General features: G+C 27.2%; 15 protein-coding genes and 1 other RNA gene. 9 read left to right on the top strand and 7 right to left on the bottom strand.

The genetic code is table 4. The features are described 5' to 3' along the window. From dnaG to Q349_RS02235, 3 genes are all read right to left on the bottom strand, one after another. Nucleotides 1-1,896, bottom strand: a complete 1,896-nt coding sequence (dnaG, locus tag Q349_RS03295) for a DNA primase (RefSeq protein ID WP_051616761.1) — start codon at nucleotides 1,894-1,896, stop codon at nucleotides 1-3. Between the two features lie 14 nt (nucleotides 1,897-1,910). After that, nucleotides 1,911-3,251 (bottom strand): glycine--tRNA ligase, encoded by a 1,341-nt coding sequence (locus Q349_RS02230; RefSeq protein ID WP_036465010.1) that lies wholly within the window; start codon nucleotides 3,249-3,251, stop codon nucleotides 1,911-1,913. 153 nt (nucleotides 3,252-3,404) lie between these two features. Then, a complete protein-coding gene (locus Q349_RS02235; RefSeq protein WP_036464639.1) occupies nucleotides 3,405-4,790 on the bottom strand; it encodes a coiled-coil domain-containing protein in 1,386 nt (461 codons plus the stop codon). A gap of 232 nt (nucleotides 4,791-5,022) precedes the next feature. On the opposite strand from Q349_RS02235, the gene Q349_RS02240 reads away from it, so the two are divergent. Next, a complete protein-coding gene (locus Q349_RS02240) occupies nucleotides 5,023-5,361 on the top strand; it encodes a S1 domain-containing protein (protein ID WP_036464644.1) in 339 nt (112 codons plus the stop codon). 17 nt (nucleotides 5,362-5,378) lie between these two features. Here Q349_RS02240 and Q349_RS02245 read toward each other — a convergent pair whose 3' ends face one another. The 3 genes from Q349_RS02245 to Q349_RS02255 form a co-directional block, all read right to left on the bottom strand. Beyond that, nucleotides 5,379-6,818, bottom strand: a complete 1,440-nt coding sequence (locus Q349_RS02245; protein WP_051616762.1) for an APC family permease — start codon at nucleotides 6,816-6,818, stop codon at nucleotides 5,379-5,381. A 109-nt stretch (nucleotides 6,819-6,927) separates the two neighbouring features. Further along, on the bottom strand, nucleotides 6,928-7,929 hold the full coding sequence (locus Q349_RS02250; RefSeq protein ID WP_051616764.1) for an endonuclease: 1,002 nt from the start codon (nucleotides 7,927-7,929) through the stop codon (nucleotides 6,928-6,930). Between the two features lie 91 nt (nucleotides 7,930-8,020). Beyond that, nucleotides 8,021-8,479, bottom strand: a complete 459-nt coding sequence (locus Q349_RS02255) for a hypothetical protein (protein WP_036464652.1) — start codon at nucleotides 8,477-8,479, stop codon at nucleotides 8,021-8,023. Nucleotides 8,480-8,685: 206 nt separating this feature from the next. On the opposite strand from Q349_RS02255, the gene Q349_RS02260 reads away from it, so the two are divergent. Together Q349_RS02260 and Q349_RS02265 are read left to right on the top strand one after the other, a co-directional pair. Beyond that, nucleotides 8,686-9,336 carry a LemA family protein gene (locus tag Q349_RS02260; protein WP_036464655.1) on the top strand — a complete coding sequence of 217 codons (651 nt, stop codon included), beginning with the start codon at nucleotides 8,686-8,688 and terminating at the stop codon, nucleotides 9,334-9,336. A gap of 7 nt (nucleotides 9,337-9,343) precedes the next feature. Continuing rightward, a complete protein-coding gene (locus Q349_RS02265; RefSeq protein WP_036464658.1) occupies nucleotides 9,344-10,429 on the top strand; it encodes a hypothetical protein in 1,086 nt (361 codons plus the stop codon). 35 nt (nucleotides 10,430-10,464) lie between these two features. Here the strand turns inward: Q349_RS02265 and rnpB are convergent. After that, nucleotides 10,465-10,736: RNase P RNA component class B (gene rnpB, locus Q349_RS03345), an RNA gene on the bottom strand. Between the two features lie 212 nt (nucleotides 10,737-10,948). Here rnpB and Q349_RS02270 point away from each other — a divergent pair. The 6 genes from Q349_RS02270 to Q349_RS02295 all read left to right on the top strand — a co-directional run bounded on the left by Q349_RS02270 (nucleotide 10,949) and on the right by Q349_RS02295 (nucleotide 16,370). Beyond that, the gene (locus Q349_RS02270; RefSeq protein WP_156932520.1) at nucleotides 10,949-11,374 is read left to right on the top strand and encodes an MAG0490 family ComEA-like DNA-binding protein; all 426 of its coding nucleotides are present in this window, start codon (nucleotides 10,949-10,951) and stop codon (nucleotides 11,372-11,374) included. Between the two features lie 38 nt (nucleotides 11,375-11,412). Further along, nucleotides 11,413-12,642 (top strand): ComEC/Rec2 family competence protein, encoded by a 1,230-nt coding sequence (locus tag Q349_RS02275; RefSeq protein ID WP_169734566.1) that lies wholly within the window; start codon nucleotides 11,413-11,415, stop codon nucleotides 12,640-12,642. Between the two features lie 7 nt (nucleotides 12,643-12,649). Then, complete coding sequence (gene holA / locus Q349_RS02280) at nucleotides 12,650-13,588, top strand: DNA polymerase III subunit delta (protein WP_036464662.1); 939 nt, start codon at nucleotides 12,650-12,652, stop codon at nucleotides 13,586-13,588. A 422-nt stretch (nucleotides 13,589-14,010) separates the two neighbouring features. Then, complete coding sequence (locus Q349_RS02285; RefSeq protein WP_036464663.1) at nucleotides 14,011-14,748, top strand: hypothetical protein; 738 nt, start codon at nucleotides 14,011-14,013, stop codon at nucleotides 14,746-14,748. Nucleotides 14,749-14,869: 121 nt separating this feature from the next. Next, the gene (locus tag Q349_RS02290; protein WP_036464666.1) at nucleotides 14,870-15,631 is read left to right on the top strand and encodes a hypothetical protein; all 762 of its coding nucleotides are present in this window, start codon (nucleotides 14,870-14,872) and stop codon (nucleotides 15,629-15,631) included. Nucleotides 15,632-15,815: 184 nt separating this feature from the next. Then, complete coding sequence (locus Q349_RS02295) at nucleotides 15,816-16,370, top strand: inorganic diphosphatase (protein ID WP_036464668.1); 555 nt, start codon at nucleotides 15,816-15,818, stop codon at nucleotides 16,368-16,370. Nucleotides 16,371-16,431: the final 61 nt, after the last annotated feature.

Below are 16,431 nucleotides of genomic sequence, written 5' to 3' on the forward strand. Positions count from 1 at the left end.
CTATTTTTTGAATTCGTTAAGTTGCTTAATAATTTTGATTACATTTGATACCGGAACGTTTTGTTGCTTTAATTCAATTAAAAAGCTTTGAATATCATGTCGTATAACATTATCAAGTCTTTCAAGTAGTGTCTTAAAATATTCATTATTTTGAACATTCTCAGCTGTAATATTTAAAATTTCTTCATGGTTTTCCCTTAAAAAAGAAACCATAGCTTGAACTAGTTCTTTGGAACTTAAATTATGCTTTATCTCTGGATCTAAGGAATTGATTTCATTGGCAATTTGCTCTAGCAATTGAGGAATTTGATCTTGCTGGAGTTTTTGGTATTCTAGTTCTAGATTATGATGCTCTTGAAGAATTTTTTTAAAAAACTTCGGATAATTAAGTACTTCATTATTTAAATGCATTTTTTTTGTATAAAAAATAAACCGAGAAATAATATCATTATTACGATTTAAATTTTCTTTATCATTTAAAAGTACATCTCGTAAATAATGATTAGCTAATAACGTTAAAATAATTTGTAATTTAATGTTCTTTTTTAAATATTTATCAGCTTGTTTTTGTTTAATTACTTCAAAAGCAGAAGGATCATAAACAACATCATGCTGAGATTTTTTATATTGGCGAAAAATTAACTCTTGATTTGGAAAATCAGCCTGAAAGCGTTCTTGAATAATTTGCTGACTAGATTCACTTACAAATGTTTCTAATAATTTATTTTTTAATTTCTTAAATGAATTTAGTAACGGATCAAAATGATCAAAATTAATTCCGCTTTCTTCAAGGAAATATTCATAAAGAATGTGTTCACCAGCTTTTAAATTATTTTCCAACAAATCAAGTAAGGGCTCTTTTCCTAAGTGATTTAAAATCTCATCAGGGTCTTTATCAAGATGGTTTTGGACTACCAAAGTTGTAAAACCAGCACGAATAAGCCTTAGCAAAGATTTAATGGTAGCATTTTTACCAGCAATATCATTATCCAAAAATAAGGTAACTTGGAAATTCTTCAATAAAGCTAAATGTTCATAAGTTAAAGCCGTTCCCATTAACCCAACAACATTTTGTATCCCTGCTTTGTATAAAGCAATAACATCCATAAAACCTTCAACGATAATAATTTTATTACTTTCAAAAGCATATTCTTGGGCATTGTTGTAGTTATAAAGTATTTTGGATTTGATAAAAAACTTAGTTTCGGGAGTATTAACATACTTTGAATTGGTTTTGTCATTGCTAAGTTGACGACCACTAAAACCAACAACATGACCAGCAGCATCTTTAATTGCAAAACTGATTCGATTTTTCAAAATCAAGTGTAAATCATCATTGATTAATCCGGCTTGATTAAGTTGTAAATCATTATATGTATTATTAGATTTTAATAAAAGTGAATAATCTTCATCAGGAGCAAAACCAATACTAAAATGTTCTAAGATCTCCGGAGAATTTAAGTTTCTTTGTTGCAAAAACATCATTGCATTTGGGTTATTAACATGGATTCGAAACAATGAATTAGTTGTTTGTAAAAGATCTATAATTTGTTGATCTTCTTCACTAATAGTAGGCATTGTCACTTTACTTGCTGAACTAAAATCCACATCAATATTTGCTTCTTGAGCTAAATATTCTAAGGCTTTTAAATAAAGTATTTTTTTGTATTCTTTGACAAAAGTCACAACATTTCCGCTATTTCCGCAAGAAAAACATTTATAAATTTGTTTTTGTGGTGAAATACTTAAACTCGGACTAGTATCAGAATGAAAAGGGCATATAGCAAAAAAGTTCGATCCTTTTTTTTGGACCGGTATAAACTTAGAAATTGTTTCAACAATATCAGAAGCTCCGATAATTAAATCTACGGTTTCCTTGCTATATTTTAATGCCATAGCTATCCTTTAAATTATTTAAAATATTGCGCTAAGTCTTCAATTGAGACTCTAAATTGTTCCATAGTGTCGCGATTTCTTAAGGTAACTGTTTGATCTTCAAGAGTTTGATAATCAACAGTTAAACAATAATAAGTTCCAATTGCATCTTGACGACGGTAACGCTTACCAATTGAACCTGCTTCATCGTATGTGGCTGAAATCCCAAGGTTAACAAGCTTTTGTAAAACAACATCAGCTTGCTCACCTAATTTTTTAACAAGTGGAAGTACCGCAACTTTATAAGGAGCTAAATGCATTGGTAACTTGAGAACTACTCTTGAATCATTTTCAAGTTCTTCAACTCGGTAAACATCAGAAAGGACAGCCAACATTAAACGATCTAAGCCAATTGAAGGCTCAATTACATATGGAATGATTTTTTCATTGGTTGTAGGATCTAAATAATCTAAAGATTCTCCAGAAGCTTCCATATGTGACTTAAGATCAAAATCAGTACGGTTAGCTACTCCAAGAAGCTCTCCTCAACCAAATGGGAATTTAAATTCAATATCACTAGTTCCATTTGAATAGTGAGCTAATTCTTCTGCTTCGTGCGCTCTAATTCGAATAGAATCTTCTTTGATTCCTAAACTTAGTACAAATTGATAAGCCAAGTTAATGTAATATTTAAATCAATAATCAGCTTGATCAGGATGAGTAAAGAATTCAAGTTCCATTTGTTCAAATTCTCTAGTTCTAAAAATAAAGTTTCCCGGAGTTACTTCGTTTCTAAAACTTTTTCCAACCTGTCCAACCCCAAATGGCAATTTAGCACGCATGGTTCTTTGAATATTTTTAAAGTTAACAAAAATTCCTTGTGCAGTTTCAGGACGTAAATAAACTTTGGATTTAGCATCCACCAAAACACCTTGATATGTTTCAAACATTAAATTGAATTTTCTAATATCACTTCAATTAGTCTTTTCGTTTTCATATTTAGGTAAATTGTCAATTAAAAAATCACGCATTTGTTCAAAAGTCATTTTTTCAGGAATTAAATCGGGGTTAATTTCTTGAATCAATTTATCAGCACGATAACGTTTTCCATTGACCTTGTTTTCAATAAGTGGATCAGAAAAATTCGACACATGCCCTGATGTGACTCAAACTTGTGGGTTCATTAAGATCTTGGTATCAATTAAAAAATTATTAACATGTTTGGTAATAAAAAGATCTTTTCAAGCATCCTTAATATTTTCTTTAAGAATTGCACCAAGTGGTCCGTAGTCTCATGTATTTGCAAGACCACCATAAATCTCGCTTCCTTGGTACACAAAACCACTTGTTTTTAAGTGATTGACGATTTCTTGCATATTATCTTTAAGCATAAAATAAATTTTACCATTTTTTGTTAAAAATGGTATGTAGGAACGTGTAAAATATGCATTTCCTTTTCTTCGGTTTTTACTTTAGAAAATAAAAAACGACATTTTCTATATGCCGTTTTTTTTCTTTACAATTTGTAATTAAAGAGAAAGTAAACAAACCAAAACAATTAATGCTATTAAAAGAATTGCATAACCAGATAAAACTAAGAAAAGTCCTAACTTTCTAAATAGTGAAGATTGTTTTTCTTCTGGTGATTTGAATTCTTTTGTTTCAACTACTTTTTCTTCGATTTTTCAAACAACAAGTTCTTTTGATTCATTGTAACTATCGTGTTTGAAAATAGCGTGATCATATTCTGATTTTGGGACAAAAGCAACTTGATAATGTTTGTAATCAACAAATGATGAAGCTTGAATTAATGTTGTTCTTAATCTTTGTTGTTCATCTTCTACATATGTAGCTGATTCTAATTTAAACTCTTGACTTGATTTAGATTTAACTTTTTCAAGTAAAACATCAATTTCAAAGTTTAATACTTGTGCACCTAATTTGTAAACACGTTTGGTGTAATCGCTTTCGTTTTCTAATTTTTCTTCAAGATTTAATGTATATCTAACAACTTCTACTCAATTTGCTTTAATTCTTAAAAATTCTTCTTGTGAAACATATGTTGTATCTGGTAATTGTTCATTAAGAACTTGTAATTTATGAGCATAAAGAGCTAAAATTTCAACTTGTTTGTATAATGGGAAATCACCAATGTAAGAAAATTCAGTGATTTTTGATTCTCCTTTTGAACAAACACCATTTTTACATTTTTCACAATCTTTATAAACGATTTTTTCAACCGGAACTTCTCTAATTACTTCTTGAATAACTACTTTTTCTACTTCTTGTTTTTGTTCTTCAAGTGATCTTTCTTTAAGAGCTTGAATTTCTGAAAGAAGTTGTGATTTATCTTCTTTTTCATCATTTAATCTTGCCATTAAAGCATCAATTTCATTGTTATATCTATTGCTTGTTTTAGCAATTTCTTGTAATAATGCTTGAAGTTGAGCTTTAAGAGATTCAATTTCAAGATCTTTTTTAGATTTTTTAGGAGCTGTTCAATCATCATCTTTAGGGAAGTAAGGTTCAATGTCATCCATGTTTGATCAAACAGGTTTAAAATCAGTAATTGTTTTTAAGTATTCTTCTGCATTTTTGCGATCTCTTTGACCAGATCTTTCAAAAATATAAAGTTCTTCTGCTGTTTTTCTTAAATCAAGTCCACCATCAAATTTATCAACATTAAGTTCATAATCAAATCCGTGAGGAACCTTCTCAGCAACTAAAAGTCCACCTCAAATCTTGTCTTCAGTTTGGAATCATGTTGCACACTCAAGACCTTTTGATAAAAATCAGTTAATAGCATCTTTACGACTTTTAAATAAAGCAAGAGGTTGGTTTACTTTTGGGTGTTTAAGTGTTCATGGATATTCTCTATTGTAGCTTGGTTTGTATAAACATTGTAAACGTTTCATTATTATTTCTCCTTTACAAGATTTGTAGTGTTCTTGTAATTTTAATTTATTGTAATATTATTTTTAAAATTAATTTAAATTAAACTATATATTAATTGTCTTAATTATAAATTATTTTTTAAATTCTTTTAATTAAAAACATTCATTGACCGAATATATCGTAAAAACCAAATTATTAGGAACATAACAAAATGAATTTTTAAATTTTATCAAAAAAACTATAATATAAATTATGAAACAAATTAAAACATGAGTTCATAAAGGTAATGTTAACAAAATTACTGATAAATTTATCGAAATTGCTACTTATAATGGCGATTTATTTCGCATCTATCGAAACGAAATCACTGATTTTTCGCACAAAAAAATGAGAGACTTGTTCAAATTGAATCAGGAAATTAATTTTTATGTAACTTCATATAACAAAAAGAATAAACGCGGTTTAGGTTCATTTAAAATTAATCACCCTAACTTTATGAAGTCACCATTTACTTATAAACTTAATAAAACAGAAAATGACTTTACCAATCTTTATAAATTTACAATTGATGATCTAAATGAAAAAAACTAGTTTTTAAAACTAGTTTTTTATATTGTTCAATTACGAACATCCTTGTGTCTACGGTGATTTGGACCAAAATGCACTCAAGCATAAATGACATAACCAATTCCGACAAAAATAACAAAAGAAACTAATGTAATAGTGTTTTCATCGGTTCATGGTTGACCAACAAAGAATGGGAAAATATAAACCATTACCACAACAAACATCGAAAGAATTCCTAAATAATAAAGAATTTTTTCTCATAAAGGAATTTTTTCAATTCGATTTTGTTTTTCTAAAATTAAAGACGTAACAAAAGTCAAAATGTATTGAATAAAGAACGAAATAGTTCCTAAATTAATAACATTAAATAAGAAGTGAATTGACGGAATAAATGTTGGTAAGATTCAGAAAGTAATAAGCGATACAATTGTTAAAATAACAGCAAATCACATCGCATTACGGTATTCACCGTATTTTTCTGAACGTTTAGCTACTCATTTTGGTAAATAACCATCTTCAGCAAGAGGAACAATTTGTCTTGCTCCAGTATATGAAGTTGAAAGTTTTGATGAAATATTATTAAAGACTAATCCAATAACAAAAATGATCAATCCAGTGATTCCTCAAACACGGGCAAAAATATTTGAAAACTCTTTTGTTTTAGAACTATCGCTAAAGAATAAGTTACTATTAACGTTAAAAACAATTAAATAAAAGAGCATATAGAAAATTAAAATAACTCAAAAAGCACCCATTAAAATAGATCTAAAGTTATTGGTTTTAACATCTTTGGTCATCGCTGATAAGCTTTCATATCCTCCAAAAGCATACATAAATGACACAATACTTGAAAAAATTGCATATGGTGCCACATGTCCATATTGAGCATTTCCTTGAGTAATATCTTTAGTATAAACAATATTTTGAATAAAGTAATTATCAGAAATTGCTAAATAAAGTAATAAAAAGACCGATAGCATAAGAGTACTTCATTTAATAATTGCAGATGCCAAGATGACTTTTTTATTGACTTTAAGTCCAAATGTAGAAATTAAAACAAGAATAATATAGAAAACAAACGAAGCAATTCTAACGATATTAATTGTTGTTGTATCTTGAGTAAAAACCGTTGCAGCTCCGGTTAAAAATAGTGGTGTAGTTGCCGATAAAATTGGCCCTTGAATAAATTGGTTTCAACCAACAAAAAATTGGAAGTTTCGTTTAAAACGTTTTCCTCTTTTGGTTTTATATGCAATTTCACGAGCATAAGCATAAGACCCACCATAAGTCTCACTATATTTTTGAGCTAGTCTTGAAAAAACAAAACCAGTACTCATAGTCATAAAACCTGTGATTAAAATGATTAAAAATCCTCAACCACCTAGATTTGACACTGATAAAACTGTGCTAATAAGCCCAAATCCAACAATCATATTGATTGAAAAATAACGAAATTGCCTAGAAGTTAATAATTTAGACATAATCCTCCTATGAAGTTGTAAATTATTTTAGCATAAAAAAACATAAAAAACTTATTTTAAACCTAAAAAATTAACTTTTTTAAAAAATCCTCGGCAAATGCCAAGGAAATTAAATTTTCTCAACTTTAATCAAAATACCACGATTAACAAAAGGTGTTGGATTTTCACCATAAAGATTTTTCTCCAAATCAGGGTAATCAATATATGGATTTCTTACATGATTGTAATATTTATAAATTTTGTTGTTTCGATCAATATCAAATTGATCAACTTGGTCTTTGTTATTTCAAGATAAGTAAGTAGCGAAAAAATTACTCTTTATATAAGGAAAGTTTTTAACAAAAATATTTGTTGGGTTAGTACTTGTTGGACCTTTGGGATAAATATCCTTATTATAGTAAGAGTTAGAAAAATATAAAAAAGCCCTTGCTACATCACCTTTAAATTCATCAATAGGTTCAAAGACGGTTTCACCTAAATTGTTTTTCCCTAACTTTGATGAATTTTTTGAAACAAAACTAACTTTAGCTACATTGTCATATCCATAATTAGCGTGCACTGCATTTACTTTTATATCAGTTGGCCAAACAAACTGAGCATCTGATCGAATAGGCTCTTTTTTTAAAAACCAAGATTGCGGAATTAAATGCTCTCTATTTGTGCCGTCGCCTTCTTTTGCTCCACCTTGAGTGGAATATTTGAAATAATTATAAGGATCCTTGCCTGAAGGATTTTCACTATAAATATCTAATAAAGAGCCATCCTTTTCTCAATAATGATCAAAAAATGGACTATATTCTTTATTGTTATAAAATTTTGGTAAATCATCATATTTTGTATTTATTTGATTCCTTTGATGGATTTCATTTAGTTTTTGAAAAAGCTTTTCTCCCTGTAATCCATTAGCATCTTTATAATAGTCGTTTTTTGGATCATAAGTATATTTATACGAACCGATGATAATTTCATTGCTAGTTACCTCAATTTTAGAATCTTCATTAACCACTTGCGAATCTTTAGTAAACTTAATTCAGTACATGAAATAGAAAGAAAAGCCAACTAAAGGTGCTAAAATTGTGCTTAAGAGAATTTTTCTAGAAAGTTTTTTCATATTAAATATTATTTCCCCGTTTTTAATTTAAAAATTTTTAGATTAGATTAGAAATAAAAGGCAGATAAATAATCTACCTTAAAATAAATAGTTATTTTACTTCTAATGTAACTTCAAAATCTTTTCCATCATATTTAAAATTAAAGACAACTAATGTTTTGTTTTCTTCTTTTTTAATGACTCCTTCTAGATAATCGAACCCTCTACTGTTTGACTTTTTAAATTCAAATTTAGAAAATTCGAATCCTTCAGCTAAATCTGCAACTTTATAGGCTTTTTTAGCGGTATTTGTAAAGTATTTTTGTCCATCTTTTTCAACCGGAACAATTCTAATACTGTTTCAATTTTTGCTCTCTGCAAATTCTACTTCCCTTTTAAGTTGTGATTCAATTAAATTTGCAAAAGGTGTACTTGGTAATTTTTGCTCAGTTTCAACTTTATTTTCTGTCTTTACATTTGAATTTTGAGTAGTTCCTGAATTACATGAAGCTGCTAGGGCAACAAGTGGCGTAAGAAAAGTGCTAGCTATTAGTAACTTTTTTAATTTCATAAATAGATCCTTTTGTTTTAATTTTGTTACATAATAATTTTATTATTTTTTATTCAAGAATTGGTTAAAAAATAAAAATGTGAAAAATTCTCAACTAGGAAAATTATCACAAAAGGCAGGTGTTTTTATTTGGATAAAAATTATATAATTTTAAAAGAAAAATTTTAATTTATAACAAAAAAATAAAATAATTATTAAGGAGAATTATGGCAGATTTATTCGACCAATCACGTACAAACACAAACGAATTTAACCCTGGAGCAGATAACTCAAAAATCAATACTCAATCTGGAACATTAGGTAAAGTAGTTTATGCTTTTACTTTAGGTTTATTTACTCTTGGAATTCACTATGTAATCAAACGTAATAATTTTTTAAGAAAACAAAACGAAATTAACAATGCTGCATCACTTATTGATGTTCAATTAACAAAAAGACACGATACATTAGTAAAACTTGTTGATGCTGTTTCAGGACACCAAAAATTTGAAAATGACGTATATACAAATATTGCAAAAATGCGTTCATTAATTAATGAAGGTGCATTACAAAATAGTTCAGAAATCGAAAAACTTAACTCAAGTATTTTTGGACGTCTTTTTGCGGTAGCTGAAAATTACCCACAACTTAAATCAAATGAACTTTACAAAGAATTAATGGAACAAAGTACATATTTAGAACGTGAAATTTCTGCTGCAAGAAGAATTTACAACAATCACGTTAACGAATACAACCAATCATTATTTACTTGACCTTCATCAGTAATAGCAAGTTCATTAAAACTTACTACAAAACCACTTTATCAAGCTTCTTCTCAACAAAGAAACGATGTATCATTAGGTAAATTAAGCAACTAGGTTATTCATGAAAATAGTTAAAGAATACTTAGATTTTAATACCTTCAAAGCAAAAAGTGACACAACTATTTTGCCAATGATACAAGAAAAAATCAATGAGATTTTTGAAAGCGAATCAATTAAAAAACTTAAAACATATATACATTCAGCTATTCCGCTTACAATAGTTACAATATTACTAGCAATTTCTTTCCTTGTGTCATTATTTTCATCATTTCAGGAAAACGTTGTTAATAGTGGGCAAACAAAATTAGTATTAGGTATTGCTATTACTTTAGGTGTTGTAGCCTTTATTTTGGGTGCTATTTCATTTCACTTATGATCAAAATATATCAAAACTAAAAAAGCTATTGCAGAGAAAATTTCTTCAGATCTTAAGTCAGATAAAATTTATCAAAAAGCCTTTTTTAATATTAATCCAGAATTCGAATATTTTGAACCTAATAATTCACGTTTTCAAGAAGAATTGGATCGTAATTTAAGTGGCGAAATTACCCAAGAGGATATTTTAATGCTTAAACCTAAAAATGTTAATTCAACATTAATAGAATCTAAGGTAAAAGCTCATTTATTAATTTCAGATAAATATCCAGCTCAATATTTATACACTCGTTGACAAGTATGAATTGATGATAAAAAATCTAAATTTGTTGATACCGGACTTCTTAAAGTTAATACAAGTGCTTTAAAAGATAAAAATTTCAATTGAAGTTTGGCTTTTGGTAAATCAAGATCAAATAGTAAAAATGGATTTAAATTAGAAAACCATCAACTTGCAAAAAAACTTCAAGTTGAAGGCGACAATCCTTATCGTCTTGCTGAAATGTTTACACCATATGCTCAAGAATTAATTGAAAAAAGAATGGAAGATAATCAAAATTCATGAGTTAAGTTTTTTAAGTTATACTCAAATAAAGATAAAGAAGCAATTTACTTTACTTTTTTATCTAAATGAAGTTTTATGGACATTACAGCTTCTTTTAGTCGTAACAAAGAAACATTAGCAAAACGTTACTATCATGATTTATTATTTGATGTTTATACATATTACTACTTACTTTGCTATGTTTATATCCCTCTTTATCTTTACTAAAAATAAAAAAACGACCCAAAGGTCGTTTTTTTAACATCGATAAGCCGTGTTCTGTCCTACGTTAAGTAGTGTCAGCAATTTATCTAGCATTACGCTCCCAAGTATCGTTCATTTCCTTAACTTAGGTTCCCTTACCAAAATTTAGGTTTCTAACTCATGGAGTTTACCGCGTTTCACAATTCTCGTCTCTGTGGCACTTGTCGTCTAGGCTTAGACTTATTAGGTCTAACATGAACACTACCACCATCGCAGGTGGTGTTAGCACGGACTTTCCTCAAGGCATTAAGCCCTGCTGCTGACTGATGTATAGTAATTTTACCAAAAATAATACTTTTTAAAATATTTAACCTTGGTTGCTTTAAAAGGTAAATATTTTAAAAAGAAAGCACAAAAAATGATTTTAAAGATATTTTTAAAACTTTATGCATTAGCTCAAGATTTTTTTATAACTATTATGTGAAGGGAAAATGAATTTATAAGTTTATCACAATAATTGTTGTTTTGATGATTCCTGCTAGTATGGTTGGAATTTTTTGAATACCGCAAACTCACAAAAACAAAAAAGATCTTCTTAATAAATACATTGTTGATGGCGCTTGTGAGCAAGGAGGAACATTTAATTCTAAAACTCCTTTAACTTATAGAGAATTATTTTTTAAATGCAAGTTAAAAGCGCAAGCTAATTTGCAAATGTTTAATTTAGATGAGATTGCTCCTACTAATGAATTAATTTTTATTCCATATAAAAATTTTCAACTCCATTGAAAAGATCTTTATAGTGAAAAACAACTTACTCATTATAAAATATCATCAAAAAGTGCCAAAAATATTCTTGAATTTCGGAAAAAATATCACGGAAAGGTAACATGAGAACAGCTTGGTCATATCCCATCAGTTGGACCATCAACGTTGAAAAAATTAAAGGAATTTTTAATACTAAATTAAATTATTTACATCTATTTTGTTTTAATTCACTAGTTATTATGAGCTTGCTTCATTTTTCTTGATTAACTTTTTTTGGTGCCATTTTATCCTTGTGTCTAGCAATTTGGACTTATCGTAACAAAATATGAAAATGATTAATAATTACACTAATTATTAGCTTGATTGCTTTAATTTGATATATTTTTTTAAACTTTGTTCCTGATTTATTTAAAAATGAACAAATGCAGCTTATTAAAATTAACTCAAACTATTACATTGTAGAAGATCGCTTTTTCCGTAAATACATTATTTATACAAATAATTATCAAGATTTAAAATTGCTTGGTTATTATTTTGTTTCTGGTGTTTTAGAAAAACTAAAAAATAATTCCAGCGCATTTGATTTAGGGGTGTATTATCAAATCAAAAATCCAGAAATTATTTTTGCTTATAACTCTTTCAAAAGTGCTTTTTTTAGCTTGAAAATTTATGATAATTCGTTGTATCAAAATTATGTATGACCATTTTTTCTCGGGTATTTTCAAGGTGAAAATACAACCTTGCTAAATACTTTTAAAATTTCTGGATTAATTCATCTTGTTATTATCAGTGGGTTACATTTTAATCTAATTTATTTATCAATTTGCAAGTTATTTAAATTTTCTAGGTACAACAAAAAAATTGCATTTACTTTAATTTTTGTCTATTTTTTATGTGCCAAAAGCTCCTTTTCTACTTGAAAATCAATCTGAATAATTTTCTTCAATACTAAAATCTTCCACAAGTACTGATCAAAATATACTAAATTAAGTTTTTTAAATATAGCGGCTTTTACTTTTTTAGCAATTAATCCCTGAGTAGTGTTTAATCTTGGTTATTGATTTGCTTACATATTAACATGATTTATTTTAAATTTAGATAATAATCCTAAAACTAATTGAAAAACTATGATTGTAAATGCAATTTTAATTACAACCATCTCGACTCTTTTTGTTGCTCTAACACAGCAAAAATTTTATCTCACTGTTTTTCTTTTTACTTTCATATTATCACCCATAATTGAAGGTTTTCTTATTTTAGGATTGATCGTAATGTTAATTCCCCCGGTAATAAGATGGTTATTTATTTTATTTGAAATAGCCATCACCTGATTAAATTACTATGATATTTTAATATCAATTCAAATAAAATCACCCTGAGCTTGAATAGCTTGAAAAATTGGTTGAACACTGATTACTTACCTAAGTATTGGAATCGTTTTTTATAAAAAAACTAAATGTATAATATAATAAAAATATGATTTTAATTCACGGAAAAGAAGAGTATTTTAATAACCAAAAGCTTGCTGAAATTAAAAATAAATTTACACAAAATGACATTATATTCTTTGATGGTAAAACCTCACTAGAAGTAATTTTATCAACTTTATATAATGCTTCTTTATTTGGACATACGCAATTAATCATTTGTTCTGATTTAGATTTATTATCAACATCAAAACTCACCAAAGAGCAACAATCAAGCGTTGAAAAATTTATCAAATACGTATCTGCTCATAAACCAGCTAATGAACTTGTTTTTGTCCTTTCAAATCAATTAGCTACCAAAAACCCTTTAACTGATTTTTTGCTTCATACAGCAAATGTTTATGAATCTAAAGAAATTACAAAAAATTCTCTTCCTCGTGAGTTAAATAATTATATTAATAAAAAAGGTGGTTCAATTTCAAGTGCAGATCTATTAGAACTTATCGATAGGTTACCTCCAAATTTAACAATTATGATCAAAGAAATTGATAAATTATTGTTGCTCAATCCCCACATTAGTTGAGAAAATATCAATAAATCCGTTGGTCAATATCTCTTAGGCGATACTTTTGCTTTTGCAAATGCAATCCAAAGCCAAAATTTTAGTCTAATGTGAAAAACCTTTAAACAAAGAATTTATGAAGGAGATGATGTTCATGGTTTAATTGGACAAATTGGACAAATTTTTGTTTTAGGTCATCAAATTGATTCTCTTCAAAGGCTTAATTATAACCTTAAAGACATTTCTAATATACTCAATGTTCATGAATTTAGAATCAAAAAAATATCTCAAATGATGACAAATTATTCGCTAAAAGAAATACAAAAGATTATCAAGAACTTAAAAGATTTAGATCAAAAACTTAAAGAAAGTATGGTTGATCCGATTTTAACTTTTGAATTATTCTTGCTTTTAAATTTTGAATAAATTAATTAATTAGTAAAACTCTTGAAGAAGAGTTTTTTTATACCATTAAGCGGAAATTCTAAAGATTCCCTGATAAACTAATGAAAAGCTCAAGATCTTAAAACCAATTTAGATAATGTTTTTTGTATTTTAAAAGATAAACGTCTAATACAAAATCACTAAATACCAAAAAAATAATTTATTAACTAAAATTTTGTACAGATACCAAAAATCATTTTCTTAAAAAAGAAATATTCTTTAGTTTTTTAAATTCAAAGAGAAATTAATGCATTTATGACGTTATTTTATACATGAAAAGCGTTTTTTGTTTTTTTGTTAAATAAAAGATTTAAATTATGCTTCGGATAAATAATTATCAAAAGTTTTATAATTTAAATGTAAGGTGAATCATGTTAATTAGAGCTATAGAACTAAGGAGAAACATGATTGTTAACTTATCAGAATCAAAAGTTTTTGAGAATCTCAAAAACCCAGATATGATGGTTACAAATAATCTTGGTTATTTTTCCGAACTTTTAACAAAAAGAATTGTTGATTTTCTTGATGGTATTAAAGCCAAAGATTTATGAAGTCGTGGTGAAAGATGATATTACAGAATGGACAATACCTTTAAAGGCGAATACGATTATAAAGATGAATCTAATATTTGCAATATAGATCAATTAATTTTTTATAATTGAATTTTATTTAACCAAATTCGTAGTTCATTCTTAAAAGATAATAAAATCACTTTAAAAGATTATCGATCAACTATGACATTAAAAATCTTAAGAGAATTAGAGGTTAGAATCTTTACCTCTCCGGCTAATATAATCTATAACGAATTGCTTACTTTACTTAGAATTAACAAAATTAAACAAATTAAAATAAATCAATGAAATAAACTCGTTCCAGAACTTGTCAAGCGTTATTGCTATGGACAAATTATCTTTTCAACACATGATTTAGATGCTATTGAAGGGATCTTTAAAAAAACTTTTCTTAAAGAATATAGCTCACAAATTAAATTGCTAGATAAATTTTTCAAAAAGAAAGTTTTGGTTTGTTTTTATTCTCTTTCAAATAACCCATATACTTATGGATATTTCAAAGATAAAATTATTTTTTCTAAATCATTTGATTCTGAGGAACTAATTCAATTAATTAATAGATTTTTATAATTTTTAAGTCGTTTTTATGGTAGTTTTTTAAAATTCATCAATCAAATCAAACAATTTAAAAAATTTTTAAAAAGATTAACACAAAAATTTATTTTGTGGTTTTTAATATAATATATAAATTATGAACCCGTCCTTTTCTGATTATTGAAATTACGGAAATATCCTAGCTGAATTTATTGGTGTTTTTATTCTTGTCTTAGGTGGTTTAGCAACAATTTCATTATCAATTAGTAAATTTAAAGATAAACCTCACTTTTTTACTATTATTTATACTCTAATTACATTTTGCTCGGTTTTATTTGGGTTTTTATTGACCAATATTTTTAACTCACAAGTTAAAAGTGTTTTCATTAATCCAATTAATTTAATTACTAATTATTTATACTATGCCATCCTTTTTAACCAATGAGACCATATATTTATTGCTTTATTTTATTTACTTATCGAATTTCTTGCATCAATTATTGCTTCATTAGTTTATTTCTTAATAACACATAAAATTAATCACATCTCGCTAGTGAGATCTAATAAAAGCAAATTTTATTGGAAACATTTTTTAATTAAAGAGATCGTTTTCCTTGGTTCTTTAATTATAATTATTAATTTTATTCAAATTTTTCTAGGTAAAATGCTTCATACTCATGTAATGATCAATGCCTTAATTACTGTTACTTTATTATCGTTTTTACTGTTTTTAACAGCTAAACAAGGTTTTTTTACCACCGGATTGCCACTATTAATTGGGACAATGTTTTTAAATATATGACTTGGAGAATTTAACTTAACAAAACTAAAAACAACAACTATTTCATTGTCTTTTAGCATTATCTTTAATATCGCTTTTACTTCAATACTTACTTTAATAATTAAAGCATTAAAATAAAAACAAGAGCTTGCTCTTGTTTTTATAATAAACATTTTTATGATTAAAAAAATAATTTATAAATTTATCTAAATTAAATTTTCTTTTGCTAAGTAGTTAGATCAAAAACACTTTTAACTAACAAAATATACAATCACCTAGTAAAAATCTATTTTATTTTGTATTTTCGTGCTATGATTTATTTATGAAAAATATTATTAATGTTACAATTGAAATTCAAAAAGGTTCTCGCATTAAATACGAATATAACCGTAAAACCAAACAAATTGAAGTTGACCGTATTTTAAGAGGTGATTTTGTTTATCCTGCTAACTATGGTTTTATTCCTCAAGCACTTGATTGAGACGGTGATGAACTTGATGTTCTTGTTTATTCTCCAGAAACTTTTGCTGTTGGTAGTTCGCTAAAAGCTAGAATTATCGGGGCAATGAAAATGATTGACGATGGAGAAACCGATACAAAATTAATTGCCGTTCATGCAGATGATTATCGTTTAGAAAACATTGAAAAACTTAGTGATTTACCTGTGCCATTTTTAGATACAGTTAAAACATTCTTTAGTACTTACAAAAATTGAAAACGTCCAGGAATTACATCAGTTGATGGATTTGAAGATGTGGAATGAGCACTTGCTGAATATCAAGAATGTGTTGAATTAATGGAGCAATATGGTTCAATGGACAAAAAAGAATTCATTAAATTAATGCAAGAAAAGCACCCTGAAAAATACACAAAATAATAAATTTACTTTAAATTCAAAAATTAAATTGCAAGAAAAAACCAACGCGATTGCGTTGGAT

Source organism: Mycoplasmopsis sturni DSM 22021, from assembly GCF_000701485.1.
GTDB lineage: Bacteria > Bacillota_I > Bacilli_A > Mycoplasmatales > Metamycoplasmataceae > Mycoplasmopsis > Mycoplasmopsis sturni.